The sequence below is a fragment of the Candidatus Lokiarchaeum ossiferum genome (assembly GCA_025839675.1).
GTDB lineage: Archaea > Asgardarchaeota > Lokiarchaeia > Sigyniarchaeales > Promethearchaeaceae > Lokiarchaeum > Lokiarchaeum ossiferum.
On sequence record CP104013.1, the window covers coordinates 1,369,812 to 1,384,413 of the forward strand.

A 14,602-nucleotide genomic window follows, 5' to 3' on the forward strand; every position below is an offset into this window, starting at 1 on the left:
ATTTTTTTTAGAATATTCTCAAACACATAAATATAATAATTCTACCATTTTTTATTTAATAAGAATGGTTGCTCTCTCAAATCAAAGATGTTTAGTAATTCTAATCCTTTTTACTTCTATATTCATCAATCCAATTTACACAACTTCAGCTTTAAGTTCATTACAAGCAGAAACAATCAAAATTGGTGTTGATCGGGAGGCAGCTCCAATGGAATTTGAAGAACAAGGTCAACCCATGGGATTTAATATAGATATATTTGATCAAGTTTCAGCAAGTTGGGAAACTCAAAATCAATATTTATTCATGGAATGGCCAGATGTTTTGGATTCTGTGAATAATGGCAGTTTAGATGCAATGTTTGCCATAAAAACCGAAGAAAGGAGAGAAATCTATGATTTTAGTGATCCTTTTCTAAATATATCATGGCGAATTTTTATTAGAGAAGAGCAACCTAAATTGAATTCAATCACAGATTTAGAAAACCACACTGTGGCGGTCATTAAAAATTTCGCTGCTGATCAGTATTTGCAAAGTTTAAGTTTTCATTTCCATATTATTGAAGTAGAAGATACTGAAGAAGGATTGTCTTTACTATCAAAAGGAGAAGTATATGCATACTTTGGAAATTATCATTTGGGATTGTATTATGTTCAGCAAGAAGAGTTTAATAATATCATTCCAACAGGCGAAGAAATGGCAAAGCAAGAGATGTGCATTGCTGTCAAGAAAGGGAATTCTGAACTTTTATCAAAAATAAACATTGGACTTCAATTGTTATTTGAAAGTGGAAATTATACTCAACTCTACAATTCATGGTTCGGAGGTGATGTGCTTCCCGAAATAAACCCAACAATCATTCAAATAACATCAATTGTTATTGGAGGTTTATTTGTGGTATTGATACTACTCGCAGCATGGAATTTCGCGTTAACTAAAAAAATTGAGGAAAAAACAGAGGATTTAAAGAAAACTAACAGATTATTGATGAGACAAGATAAAATCGAATCCATTGGAGTTTTAGCAGGAGGTATCGCTCATGATTTCAATAATTTCTTAACCTCTATTTTAGGAAATATTTCTTTAGCTAAACTTGAGATTGGGGCAAGTAACAAAGATCTTTTTGAAATTCTTCAAGAAGCGGAGAACGCTTCAATAAATGCAAAAGATTTAACCCAACAACTACTCACTTTTTCAAAAGGAGGAAAACCAATAAAAAAAGTTATAAATATCGCCCCAATCATTCAGCGTTCAAGTGTTTTTGCGCTCCATGGAACGGATATTTCACTGTCGCTTGATATTGCTGAAGATATTTGGCCAGTTAGCGTAGATGAAGGGCAAATCACACAAGTAATTAATAATATTGTTATTAATGCCAAACAAGCTATGGAAAAAGGTGGAAAAATAAAAATCACAGCTCAAAATAAGGAAGAACCCGTCATTTCTCAGACATTATCCCCAAAAAAGAAATATATTGAAATAAAAATACAAGATCAAGGTATTGGAATCCCAGAAAGAAATATTACAAAAATATTTGACCCCTATTTTACTACAAAACCAACTGGAAATGGTTTAGGGCTTTCTATTTGTTACAACATTATCAAAAATCACAACGGGGAGATTCTGGTTCAATCTGCGCAGATGAAAGGAACGACGTTTACGATTTATCTCCCCGCATCTGATAAACCAATTGAAAATTTGAAGAATACAGAAGGAAAATTAATCAAAGGTTGCGGAAAAATAATAGTTATGGATGATCAACGCGGTATCCGAACTTTGTTAAAACTAATGCTAACTAAATTGGGTTTTGAAGTAGAAACATCTAGCGATGGAGAAGATGCAATTCAAAGATTTGAAAAATCAAAGTTGGAATCAAGTGGACTTCCAATTCTAATCTTAGATATCACTATTCCAGGGGGTATGGGAGGTATTGAAACACTAAAAATTTTAAAAAAAACAAATCCCAAGATTAAAGCAATTATCTCCAGTGGCTATTCTAATATAGCAGTAATGAGTGATTATAAAAAATACGGTTTCTTGGGTGTGCTCCCTAAACCCTTTTCTTTGATGGAATTAAGCAATTTATTGAAAGAAATTCTCGAATAAACAAAATTGTTAATGGAAAAACTATAATTCATTTGAGATTCATTTTTTAAAATGGTTTTTATTTGGTCATATATGATTCGAGATATCTTAGTGATTAGCAAAGCAGGTTTACCATTAGTAGCACTCAACTTTGGAAATTGTCACAGTTTTAAATCGAATCCATCAGAATTTGCAGGTTTGATCTCAATTATACAGCAGTATTGCAAAACTTTCACAGGTCAAGAAATCAACATTGTTGAAATGAATAAATTGAAAATCGGCTTTTATTCCAAAAGAGACTTGCAGTTTTGCATTATTTTTGATGTTGAAGATGATTCTACTAGCGCATTAAACAAAATTGAGATGATAGCTAAATTATTTATGACGTATTACGACGTTCAACTAAAAAATTTCAATGGAAATATCAATTTATTCAAAGATTTCGGAGATTTACTGATAACATCAAATATTGCGCAAAAAAATTGTGGAAATCGTGATGATTGCGTAGATTGTCCAAATAATGATAAAAATCTTGAAATTACAGAAATCCTTTCGATAAATAAAGCAAAGAAAATTTTCCATTCTTTAATTGATGTTTAACTTTAGAAAACTTTGGAAATTGAACTGGTTTTTTTTAAATTCAACTTATGAACTGAAAGTTTTTTAGTAAATATGTTGATGAATTATTCGTTGTAATGTACGAACGGATTCGGATGAACATTGAATAACACACATCATCTTACTAAAGTTATGGATATAACCACTCAAAAACCAAATGAAAAACGTGAATTTTTAAAAAAACTCATTTTAGAACTTCACGAAACTGAAAATATGGATAAAGTGAAGAAACAATTTAAGTCAAAGTTTTCAGATGTTGATTCAACAGAAATCGCATCTATGGAACAAGAGTTAATCGAAAATGGAGAACTTACTGCAGAACAAGTAACAAAACTATGTAATGTTCATGTGGAAGTTTTTAAGGATGAATTAAATAACCAAAAAAGTGCAGAATTAATTCCAGGTCATCCGATTCATACGTATCGCGAAGAAAATAAGATTGCTTTAGATCTGGTTAGAGATTTACGAAAAGCAGTTAAACCACTCAAAATGATTAAACTCTCAAAAATTACCTCCCATTATACCCGACTTGAAAATCAACTATTTCCGATTCTTGAAAAAGTCGGATTTTCCGGACCATCCCAAGTAATGTGGGCAAAACATGATGAAGTACGGAGGATGATCAATGATAAAAAGAAAGAGGAATTTCCCGCTTTACTTGATGAAATTGAGGGTCTTGTGTTTAAGGAAGAAAAAATACTCTTTCCCACGGCTCTTGAAAAACTCACAGAAGAGCAATGGATTGCAGTAAAACGGGGTGAAGAAGAAATAGGATTTGCATGGATAAAACCTGGCACCCAATGGAATCCTGTCACACCAGAGCAAATTCATATAGGGAAAAATGAATCGAAAACTCCAATATCTAGGATGATAAGCAAGATTATTGATTTAAGTACTGGAAAACTGGATCTTGAAGTGCTCGATCTCATTTTAACAATGCTTCCTGTCGATATTTCCGTTGTGAATGAAAAAGATGAAGTAATTTATTATTCAAATAATCCAGATCGTGTCTTCCCCCGAAGTCCAGGTGTGATTGGGCGAAATGTCAAAAATTGTCATCCTCCCAAAAGCCAACATATCGTTAAACGAATCTTAGATGCCTTTAAAAACGGAAGCCAAAATACTGCTGAATTCTGGCTGGAGTTAGGAGGACAATTTATCTATATCCAATATTTTGCGATTCGAGATTCCATGGGAAAATTCAGAGGGACTCTAGAGGTAACCCAAGATGTTACAAAAATTCGAGGATTGAAGGGAACCCAACGGTTATTAAATTGGAATGAACAACACTAACATTAATCATTCCTCTTTTTTTTTTTACATTTCATAACCTTTTCTTCTCAACGGATTATGGTAAAAAATAAATGGAGTTTTATAAGATCCAAATTTTAATTATATCATGTTTAAGAAAGATGATATTACATTAGCTGACATTAAATCAACACCCAATCCTGCAGTAGACTATATTAAATCCCATGACACCTACAAAGGGAATTTTGTGAGTTACACTCCAAAATCTGATGTCTTGAGCAAAATAGCAGATTGGTTGAAAACAAATGATGAAAAATTGACCATCGTTGCATTCGGAGCATCTTGGTGTGGTGATTGTGTGCGAAACATGCCAAAATTAGCAAAAATTGATGAAGTCATGAATAATGAGAAATTTTCAGCAGGAATTTTGGCTGATATCAAAGTAATTCCCCCCTATGAGCGAGAAAAAGGTAAATTAATTTGGAAAGTTCCACCATCCCCTCCAGAAGCCCTCGATGAGAAATTTGATATGTTTCACATCCCAGCGATCTTTATTTTTAATAAAGAAGGTAAATGTTTGGGGAAAATTGATGAAAATCCAGAACACACAGATACAGTGGAAGAAGAGATCTTACACTATCTGAAATAAAATCTTAGAAACATACTATCTTTTTTTTATTATTTCTTATGAATTAACACAAATCTAGCACGTGTAGATGTGATTACAATGAAACTCGAGAACATTCCAAAAATAGGATTAGGTACATATCAAATGACAGGGGAAAAATGTACTAATGCGGTTGTAGAAGCAATTGATATCGGATATCGACTTATTGATACAGCACAATTATACCGAAATGAAGAAGATATTGGAGTTGCACTTCAAAAATCTTCAGTACCTAGAGAAGAGTTAATTTTGGCTTCCAAAGTGTGGGTTACAAATTTAAGCCCGAAGCGTGTCATTTCAAGCACGGAAAAAAGTTTGCAAAAGTTGAAGACAGATTACTTAGACATCATGTATATTCACTGGCCAGCTGTCCGATATAATGTCAAAAAAACTATTGGAGCCTTCCAGCAATTGCTGGATGAAGGGAAAATTAAAGCATTTGGTGTATCAAATTTCACCCCAAAATTAATAGATGATATAGAAAAATTCAATTCCATTAGAATCTGGGGTAATCAAGTAGAGCACCATTTGTTACTACAACAGAAACCAATGAGAAGTTACTTAGAAAAACAAAACATGAAAATGGTTGCATATTCACCATTGGCTCGAGGAAAGGTCTTATCTTTACCGATAATTCAAGAATTAGCACAAAAATATGAAAAATCTCCGAGTCAAATAGCCCTTGCTTGGATAATGGCACATAATGTCATTCCAATTCCTAAGGCTTCAAGTAAAAATCATCTCAAACAAAATTTCAAAGCCCAAGAAATCGTTTTAACTGAAGAAGATATGATTAAACTAGATAATCTTCAGATCCAAAAAAGATTATTTTCACCTCCAATCTTATCTCCGAAATGGTGATTGTTCTTTTTTTTCATAACAATTCTTTTAAATAACTGAGTTTTACTCATATTTGTATGCCAGAGGATAGTGTTCATCCGAAATTTCGTCGAGATCGTCAAGGGAAAATCAACCATATAATCAAAGTTTTTTTTGATTTGGTGAAGGAAAAAGGCTATAAAAAAGTAAGCACTAATTTAGTCGCCAAAGAAGCGGGTGTAAGTATCGGAACAATCTATCGTTATTTTCCCGAAGGAAAACCGGCAATAATTCGAGAACAATTTAATGAAATATCAGAAAACTTCATAGATTTTTCAGATGTAATCAAAATTATTACCAAAAATGATAAAGAAGCAATAACGAGATTTATCAAAAAATACCTGACTTCTCACAGGGACAGTCACACCCTTCATGAAGCCTTTGAATTAGCGCAAATCGAAAGCCGAGAAATTTTTAGCATGAATGGGGATAATTTAAAAAACTACATCAAGCAATTTTTAACCAAGGCAAAGGATTCTTACCCGATATTAAGCAAAATTCCCGTAAAAGATGCACAACTTGCATTTTTGGCAGGAATAGATCTAATCGACCATTCGGTCCACCAACATCTCTTTTATGCCCCAATTTTTGCTTCAGATGAAGAATTAATAGATTACCTTGTTGAACTATTTCAAATGACACTAAATCGGTTTATTTTTAAAAATATGCAAATTAATTAGCTCGTTTTATTCAATTATTCCAAAATTGCGTATAAAGTTTTTGATCAGTTGTTTTTCGATTCAAAATTCATTTTTATCACTTATTGAGAGAGATAGTTTGTGACAATCAATGGGCTCTTCAACTAATATATGAGCACTACTCATTTATTATATTATAACTGAGTCCTACTCATTTATGAAAAAAGTGATTTTAAATGGTAAAAACCCTAAATTATAAATTTAAATTAGACCTAGGACAAATGTCTCAGGTTTGTATACGAGAAACAGATTCAATAATCAAAAATGAAGGATCAAGATTTCAAAAGAAAGATCAAGAAATTCAGGGAGAACACCTAAATGACTAAACGCATTTTATCCATCGATATTCTTCGTGGGTTTGGGATTATTTTTGTAGTTCTACTTCATGCTTTAGCCTTCCGAATATTTGGGCAAGATCGCAGTCAAATTCAACAAATTTGGGAAACAACTCCCCCAATCTTAATCATCTTAGCATTGCCATTTGTAATTATTACATTATGGGGATCAGTATTCACATTTCTTGGTGGTGTCTCAGTCACTTATTCAATTATTCAAACTGAAAATCGAAATAGTGAAGACGTGCCCAACAAGATTCAACATCATTTAGTAAGGAGTCTAATTATTTTGGTGCTTCAATATGTTTTCCTTGCCTTGTTTTCAAACCAAATTTCGGGAAATACATCCCAAATAACGCACTCACTAATCACGGGATTTTTTGAAACATTGAGTTTCGATACACCCAGTTTCTTGCACTATTTTACCGCAGGAACTTTAGAGGCCATTGCTGCAGGAAATATTGTGGTTTCTTTAATTTTATATTTACAATGGAAACGCAATAAGCTCACTAATTTCTCTCACACTTCCAGACGATTTATCATGATTGGGCTAATAATTATAATATTCACATTTATAGCTTTTGAAATTATAGGAGATCAAGCAGCCAACATATCATTACTTCAGCAAAATGAAAAATGGGGTCAACTATTGCTCTTTATCAAAATTTTTGCTGGAAGATATAGTTTATTCCCCACGCTATCCTATGCAATGTTTGGAGCGGTATTTGGGTATGCTATCGCTAGTAATCAATCCTATAACGAAATCAAGAAGTATGGTTTTATTATCGGGGGTATATTTATAGGAATTTTCATGATCTCTCTTCTTCGCGGATTTAATTACATTAAAGACCTCGCAGGTGAAAATTTACCGCTAAATGTGTATTTGTTTAATCTAGGAGGACAAATGGTCACTTTTACCGCTTTACTCAAAATTGATTATAGTTCACCAAAGAAACGAGAAATTCATAAAAAACGAGCAAGAATTTTCTTACTTTTCGGAAATTTAACACTCACAATATATTTCTTTGAAGGTATAAATTCAATTCTTTTATATCGAATATTTGCCAGCATCTTTTCAATCAATTTTGTGTCGAATGCATGGCTTGTCTTTTTATATGAAAATATGATATTTTTGATTTGGGTAATAATATTGACTTTATGGGGTAAATTAAAATTCAATTTCACTATTGAATATTGGATTGGCCTAATCGAGAATAAAGTTAGAAAACTCTTCAATCAAAGATATGTACAAGAAAACGAACCCGAATTAGGTGTTTTTAGTGAAATTAAGAACCCAATAATTGTATTAAAATAGATGAAGTTTGATACAGTATTTTCTTTTTTTTTGATACTTTTAATATCTTTGAAAGTGACATATTTTTCTATGAGTTTACTTTCACAAATTGCTGTTGGAGTCTGTTTTCTAATTATTATTATTGTTCTTTTCTTTGATGAAAATGATTATCTCACCTATTCAGTCTTGCTTATATTAATTGCAGCAGGTATTTCAGCAATAGAACTTGAAGAAGCAAGACATATTGAAACTTACATAAATGCAATAGACTGGGAAGTTGTGTTCTTTCTAATAACAATGTTTACTATCGTTGAAATTCTCAATGAAGCCCGCGTTTTTCATGAGATTGCAAAATGGATTGTATTTCGATATAAAAATAACATTCGGAAAATGTTTTATGTGATCTGCATTATTTCAACTCTAAGTGCTTCAATACTGGAAGATTTAAGTGTAGCGATCATTTTTATTCCAATTATCGTATTAACTTGTAAAGATCTTAATATTAATCCAACACCCTTTTTACTCGGCATGACTATTTGCATCAATTTAGCTGCAACATTAACTCCATTTGGTTCAGCCCAAAATCTTATGATATCAAACTATTTTGGGTTATCCTTCTCTTTCTTTGTCTTAAAATTTGGCCCCTTCTTTTTGGGATCCACCATTATCACCCTAATACTTCTTGATTACTTTGTCTTATCAAAAGAAATTAAAAGAAAATGGAAAAATTCATGTGACGAGCACAAAACAGATTTATCAATCATGGAAAACGAAGAATTAAAACTTGCAGAGGATCTTCGGACTGATTCAAAGATAATTATCATCAATTTGATTGCTTTGATAATATTTATTGTATTATTACTAACAATTCATCAAATTCACGTCGCTGGATTGATTGGGATGTTGATTTTTGTTTTTATTAATCCTCGAATTGGAAAAGCAAAAAAAAAACGCCCAGAACTTTCGCATTTTTTTCGTAAAGTGGATTATAAATTGATTTACTTTTTTATTTGTCTCTTTATTTTAGTAAATCTTATGGAATTAAATGGAACCATCTTGATTATGGAATCTATAATTCAGAATGCAATTTTTGATAATATTTTCATCCTATCTATTTTAATCCTCATAGTCACATCTCTCTTCTCTGGATTTATGGACAATGCTCCAGTAACCATAATTTTTATGCCAATTATTAAAATCTTGGTTGAAACAGCAGGTTTTGAACTAGTTCCTTTAATTATTGCTTTTGTCCTTGGAATTAATTTGGGAGGAAATTTTCTTCCCCAAGGAAGTGCTGCCGATATGATGACGTTGGAATTATCAGAAAAATATTGTGTTCAAGATTTGACTTATAAAAAATTAACTATAGTGGGCGGATCATTTGCTTTTTTACATATAATATTGGGAGTAATATATCTGGCGATTATCATATATCTTTAACAATATTTCTAATAATGTTCCTTTAAGAATTCATTTAAAGTGTAGAAATTGTAAAAAAAATCCCATTTGTGAATAATAAATAAAGAAGATTTGGTTTTTTATGCACTTTCGGTGATTCTTTCAAGGTAACAGATATGTTTTTTTTCTGATGGCTATTCTATTCAGTAGAAGAATCAGGTAAAAATTCCGGATGTTCCAGTAGCCATTTACTCAAATTATGGGCCGATTCTAAATCAGGATCTTCCATGAGCGATTTTTCATATAATAATTGGATCTGACTTTGATAGGGATTCACATTCTCTTTTTTCAAAGGAATTTTTTCATTAGAGTCAATCTCTGACACTTCCAAAATAATCTTATCTTCGGGAACTGCTGAAACCCTCTTTTGCGCCCGTTTTTTAAATAATCTCAATCTTGATCCATCTTTCCTTTTTTACTAAGGTAATAAAAATACAATGAGTATTTAATTTTAGGTGTCAAATAGAGAAATTATCTAATAGTTCATTTTTTACATTTTTTTTATCAAAAATTGATGCCTCTAAAAAATTACCAAGGCCAATAAAAAATAAAAACATTGTCTGATAGAATAACTTGGTGAAAGAAAACTATGAGTGATCATTTTCTCCAGAATAAGCAAGTTTAACACATGTTTTAGAAATAATCCTCCAGGTTCGCCACGAACTTCTGTTTTTACTAAAATCCACTTTGGAATAAATTGTTTTAGAGAATTTTCTCCGCAATGGATATTAGCACAAGATTTTTTTCTCCCTTTTAACCAAATTAAAAACTCAACTTTAGGTGAAACCCGATGGAAAACTATTTAGAACAATTCAGAGCCATTGAACAAAAATGGCAAAGCCGATGGCAAAAAGACGCCGTATTTAACGGAAAAATCGATAAAACCAAACCGAAATGGTTTATCACGGTACCCTATCCCTATACTTCGGGACCACTGCATATTGGACATTGTCGGACGTACAATTTAGGGGATATTTTTGCGAGGTATAAACGACAAACGGGCTTTAATGTTATGTGGCCTATGGCATACCACATTACTGGAACACCCATTTTATCAATATCTTCGCGAATTGAACGTAAAGAACCAAAAGTATGGGATCAATACCGAAAATATGTGGGCATCTATGAGAAAAATCCCCAAAAAGTCGATGAAATCATTTCTTCATTCACTGAACCGATGAATGTGGCCATGTACTTTGCAAAACATCTGATGCAAGATTGGCAATCCATGGGATTTTCCTTAGATACCAGTCGCCAATTTACCACTGGTGATCCCGAATATAAGAAATTCATTGAGTGGCAATATCATCATTTACATAAGAAGGAATATATCACCAAAGGCACCTATCCCATTTTATGGTGTAAACAATGTCAAAATGCGGTGGGTGAAGATGATATATTAGGTGGAGATGAGCAAAAAGTTGAAGTTTCAGAATTTGTGGGCATGAAATACAAATTCGATGCAAAAACCTTCATCGTCGCCGCAACTTTACGCCCAGAAACAATTTATGGAGCGACCAATTTATGGGTGCATCCCGATGCCACTTATTCAAAGATTCATATTGATGGAGAACAGTGGATTGTTGCAGGTGATGTAATACCGAAGTTACGGGAGCAAAATCATGAAATCGCAATCATTGAAGAATTTCCAGGAAGCAAATTAGTAGATCATGAGATTGAGGTACCTTGGACAGAGCAGAAAATTCCAATTTACCCTGCAATTTTTGTTAATACTGCTCATGCTACAGGCGTAGTATATAGTGTCCCAGCCCATGCTCCTTTCGATTATGCCGCGATTAAAGATTTACAAGCGGATGATGCAACAATTGAGAAATATAATATTGATCGTGATCGATTATCAGCAATTATGCCCATTTCCATCATTTCCGTAAAACAATATGGAGAATTTCCAGCCGTGGAAATATATGAACGGATGAGGATAAAAAATCAAGATGATGCAGAACAGTTAGAAAAAGCAACCCAAGAACTGTATCGGGATGAATTTTATTCTGGGATCATGAAAAAAAATACAGGGATCTTTGCCGGAATGAAGGTAGAACACGCCAAGGATCATGCCGCGATAAAATTCTTTGAACAAAAGATCGCTTCAAAGATATATGAAGTATCACGAAAAGTTCAATGTCGGTGTGGTGAAACGGTTTCAGTTGCGATTTTGAAAGATCAATACTTCTTAAATTACGCAAACACGGAATGGAAAATGCAAGCAAAAGAAATGTTGGATCAAATGACAATCACCCCCAAAAAATATCGATCCAGCTTTGAATTTACATTCAATTGGTTAGACAAACGTCCCTGCGTGCGAAAACGAGGCATCGGTACAGAATTTCCGATCACTAAAGGAAAAGGGTGGATCATCGAATCCTTAAGCGATTCGGTGATTTATATGGCCTTTTATACCATCATTCGAACGATTCATGAAGCAAAAATTGAAGATCAGCAATTAACCATTGAATTCTTCGATTATATTTTCAAGGATCAAGGTAACATTGATGATGTATTCCAGCAAACCAATATACCCAAGAATGTTCTAAACCAAATCAAGCAAGAATTTGAATATTGGTATCCCAATGATTTCCGTCATACAGCGATTGCACATATATCCAATCATCTATCCTTCGCAGTATTTCACCATGCAGCCATTTTTGCTAAGAACTATTGGTTGAAATCCTTTTCATTGAATAATATGTTAATACGGGAAGGAAAAAAGATGGGTAAAAGCAAAGGAAATGTCATCCCGATGGCAGAAATTCCCAAAAAATATAGTGTGGATTTGACCCGCTTACATTTAGCCTCAGTAGCGACAGCCGATTCAGTAATTGATTGGAAGGAGCAAGAAGTTATGCATTCATTGAAACGGTTGATAAAATTTTGGGAATTAGTTGAGAAATATCCCCCTAAAAAAAGAAAAATAACACAAAAAATCACTTTTCCTTCGAGATTGTTCCAAGCTAATGTCAAATATAATTTTATAACAGCCCAGCAAGCAATGAATGATCGTAAAGATATACGTGAATATGGTCAAAACTCATTCTTTAATAATATCAGATTAATTGAGGAATTTGAACGGAATGATACCATTACAAACGAAGGGGAACGAAAACAGGTAATTAGTGAATTAATGTTTGAAATGGCTATTTTTAACGCACCTCTAATACCCCATCTGTGTGAAGAAATTTATGAGAAAGCGGGACAGGATGGTTTTGTATCTTTTGCCCAATTTCCAGAAATTAAATTGACCGAAGAAGATCGAATTATCATTAATCAAGGGAAATTTATAGAAGGCGTTCAAGAAGATATTAATAATATCTTGAAAATGATGGAAACTCACCCTAAGCATATTTATGTATATGTAAATGCCAAGTGGAAATCGATCTTATATTCAAAAATTCAAAATTATTTTGATGATCGAAAAGTGACCATCCCAGAGATCATGAAGATTGCCAAAGAAGACCCCATATTACGATCCCACATGAAATTGATTGCTACTGAAGCAAAATTGATTATAAAAAATCCATCAATTTTGAAAATGGAATTATTAAATAATATCCAGCAAATCACAGCGCTGAAGGAACATATTCCGATGTTTAGATCCAAATATCCAGAGATTATCATGGAATTTATCGAGGCCGATGCGCAAAATATATATGATCCAAAAACACGAGCCTCAAAAGCCCGTCCAATGAAACCAGCATTATATATGGAATAAATATTCAGTTAGAATATGAATTAATCATACTTTTTTTTTCTCTTTTATTACCCTTTAATGAAATTTTGAAACATTTTTAAGAATTCACTTCTTAAATGCTATGCTGATAAGATATGAGTATCGAAATCTTAAAAATTGTCGTTATAGTTCTCTATGCTGGAATTATCCTATATGTTGGAATCATTGGTAAGCGTAAAACAAAGTCCACTGAAGATTTATTGTTCGGAGGGGGAAAAATAGGTGCCCTAATGTCTGCTTTCTCCTACGGAACAGCTTATTTTTCTGCCGTATTATTCATAGGATTTGCAGGACAAATTGGATGGAATTATGGACTGTCTGGGTTGTGGATTGCACTTATTAATGCTTTAGTAGGAGTATTTGGAGCATGGATGATAATTGGATGGCGAATGAAATCTGCTTCACTTCAATATAATGCCCAAACACTTGGAGAATTTTTAGAAGGACGATATCAAAACTCACACCTTCGGATTATTTCTACTTTTGCTATTTTCATTTTCTTGATTCCTTATTCTGCGGCTGTATTTATGGGCTTGTCTTATTTGTTCCAATTCAATTTTAATATTCCTTATGAGATTGCAGTTATTGTGATGGGAGTCTTCACCACATTTTATTTGGTTATGGGAGGTTATAAATCCGTAGCGATCATTGATGTTATTTTTGGAAGCATAATGCTAGTCGGAGTTAGTGTACTTCTATATTCAACTTCTTCAACCGCAGGGGGATTTGAAGAAATATTATCTAAATTAAATGCTATAGATCCAAAATTAACCGCTACTGTTGGCCCTCCTGGACTTTGGTCATTATTTTCCCTAATCTTTCTCACTAGCATCGCTCCCTTTGCGATGCCTCAACTTCTGCAAAAATTTGTATCTATAAAAGATAGAAAATCTATAAAGAAAGGAGCAATAGCTTCAACGATATTTGCACTAATTATTGGTGGAGTGGCCTATTTTGTTGGAGCAACAACTAGAATTTTAATAACTCCTGAAGAATTTCCTGAGGCATTTAATCTCGATAGCGGAACACCTATTTATGACCGTCTTATGCCCGAACTATTAGGACATGTTGTACCAGACTTTCTTTCCATACTCCTTCTCTTATTAATTTTAGCCGCTTCAATGTCGAGTCTGGCATCCATGGTTTTGACATCCAGTTCTACATTTGTAAAAGATATCTACTTAAAACTGCAAAAAGAGGAAATTGAGGATAGAAAAGTGAAAAAAATTTCCCGATTAGCTAGTGTTATTTTTGTGATTTTAGCAGTTGTTCTCGCTCTCGGAAATTTTGATTCAATTGTGATGATAATGAGTCTCTCTTGGGGAGCTTTAGGATCTGTATTCTTAGGTCCAGTAATATGGGGACTATATGGAAAACCAAGCATCTTTACCAAATTTGAAGCACTTTTTGCATCCATATTTGGATTAGGGACTTGTTTTTTATTGGCAATAGTTGGTAGACCTACTCCAGAAGCTGGAACTATTGGTATGTTGGTATCTTTTTGTACCCCAATTTTGCTAGCGTGTATTAGAAAAATACAACAGAAACAACAATAAAGGTTTCTCGGTTTTTAA

General features: G+C 33.1%; 12 protein-coding genes. 11 read left to right on the forward strand and 1 reads right to left on the reverse strand.

What is annotated here, in order from left to right; all coding sequences use genetic code 11:
* Positions 1 to 64: 64 nt before the first annotated feature.
* The 9 genes from NEF87_RS05495 (at position 65) to NEF87_RS05535 (ending at position 9,265) form a co-directional block, all read left to right on the forward strand.
* The gene (locus NEF87_RS05495) at positions 65 to 2,104 is read left to right on the forward strand and encodes a transporter substrate-binding domain-containing protein (RefSeq protein ID WP_457918999.1); all 2,040 of its coding nucleotides are present in this window, start codon (positions 65 to 67) and stop codon (positions 2,102 to 2,104) included.
* A gap of 72 nt (positions 2,105 to 2,176) precedes the next feature.
* Positions 2,177 to 2,683 carry a hypothetical protein gene (locus tag NEF87_RS05500; RefSeq protein ID WP_457919000.1) on the forward strand — a complete coding sequence of 169 codons (507 nt, stop codon included), beginning with the start codon at positions 2,177 to 2,179 and terminating at the stop codon, positions 2,681 to 2,683.
* Between the two features lie 150 nt (positions 2,684 to 2,833).
* A complete protein-coding gene (locus NEF87_RS05505) occupies positions 2,834 to 3,994 on the forward strand; it encodes a DUF438 domain-containing protein (RefSeq protein WP_457919001.1) in 1,161 nt (386 codons plus the stop codon).
* Positions 3,995 to 4,100: 106 nt separating this feature from the next.
* Positions 4,101 to 4,601, forward strand: a complete 501-nt coding sequence (locus NEF87_RS05510) for a TlpA family protein disulfide reductase (RefSeq protein ID WP_371805397.1) — start codon at positions 4,101 to 4,103, stop codon at positions 4,599 to 4,601.
* Between the two features lie 78 nt (positions 4,602 to 4,679).
* The gene (locus NEF87_RS05515) at positions 4,680 to 5,480 is read left to right on the forward strand and encodes an aldo/keto reductase (protein WP_457919002.1); all 801 of its coding nucleotides are present in this window, start codon (positions 4,680 to 4,682) and stop codon (positions 5,478 to 5,480) included.
* Positions 5,481 to 5,536: 56 nt separating this feature from the next.
* The gene (locus NEF87_RS05520) at positions 5,537 to 6,178 is read left to right on the forward strand and encodes a TetR/AcrR family transcriptional regulator (protein ID WP_371805399.1); all 642 of its coding nucleotides are present in this window, start codon (positions 5,537 to 5,539) and stop codon (positions 6,176 to 6,178) included.
* A gap of 194 nt (positions 6,179 to 6,372) precedes the next feature.
* The gene (locus NEF87_RS05525; protein WP_457919003.1) at positions 6,373 to 6,522 is read left to right on the forward strand and encodes a hypothetical protein; all 150 of its coding nucleotides are present in this window, start codon (positions 6,373 to 6,375) and stop codon (positions 6,520 to 6,522) included.
* The gene (locus NEF87_RS05530) at positions 6,515 to 7,846 is read left to right on the forward strand and encodes a hypothetical protein (RefSeq protein WP_371805400.1); all 1,332 of its coding nucleotides are present in this window, start codon (positions 6,515 to 6,517) and stop codon (positions 7,844 to 7,846) included. Before NEF87_RS05525 ends, NEF87_RS05530 begins: the two co-directional genes overlap by 8 nt.
* 69 nt (positions 7,847 to 7,915) lie before the next feature.
* Positions 7,916 to 9,265 (forward strand): SLC13 family permease, encoded by a 1,350-nt coding sequence (locus tag NEF87_RS05535; protein ID WP_371805401.1) that lies wholly within the window; start codon positions 7,916 to 7,918, stop codon positions 9,263 to 9,265.
* A gap of 157 nt (positions 9,266 to 9,422) precedes the next feature.
* Here the strand turns inward: NEF87_RS05535 and NEF87_RS05540 are convergent, their stop codons facing one another.
* The gene (locus NEF87_RS05540) at positions 9,423 to 9,677 is read right to left on the reverse strand and encodes a hypothetical protein (RefSeq protein ID WP_371805402.1); all 255 of its coding nucleotides are present in this window, start codon (positions 9,675 to 9,677) and stop codon (positions 9,423 to 9,425) included.
* Between the two features lie 396 nt (positions 9,678 to 10,073).
* On the opposite strand from NEF87_RS05540, the gene leuS reads away from it, so the two are divergent.
* Positions 10,074 to 13,010, forward strand: a complete 2,937-nt coding sequence (gene leuS / locus NEF87_RS05545) for a leucine--tRNA ligase (RefSeq protein WP_457919004.1) — start codon at positions 10,074 to 10,076, stop codon at positions 13,008 to 13,010.
* A gap of 113 nt (positions 13,011 to 13,123) precedes the next feature.
* A complete protein-coding gene (locus NEF87_RS05550) occupies positions 13,124 to 14,584 on the forward strand; it encodes a sodium:solute symporter family protein (RefSeq protein ID WP_457919005.1) in 1,461 nt (486 codons plus the stop codon).
* Positions 14,585 to 14,602 lie beyond the last annotated feature (18 nt).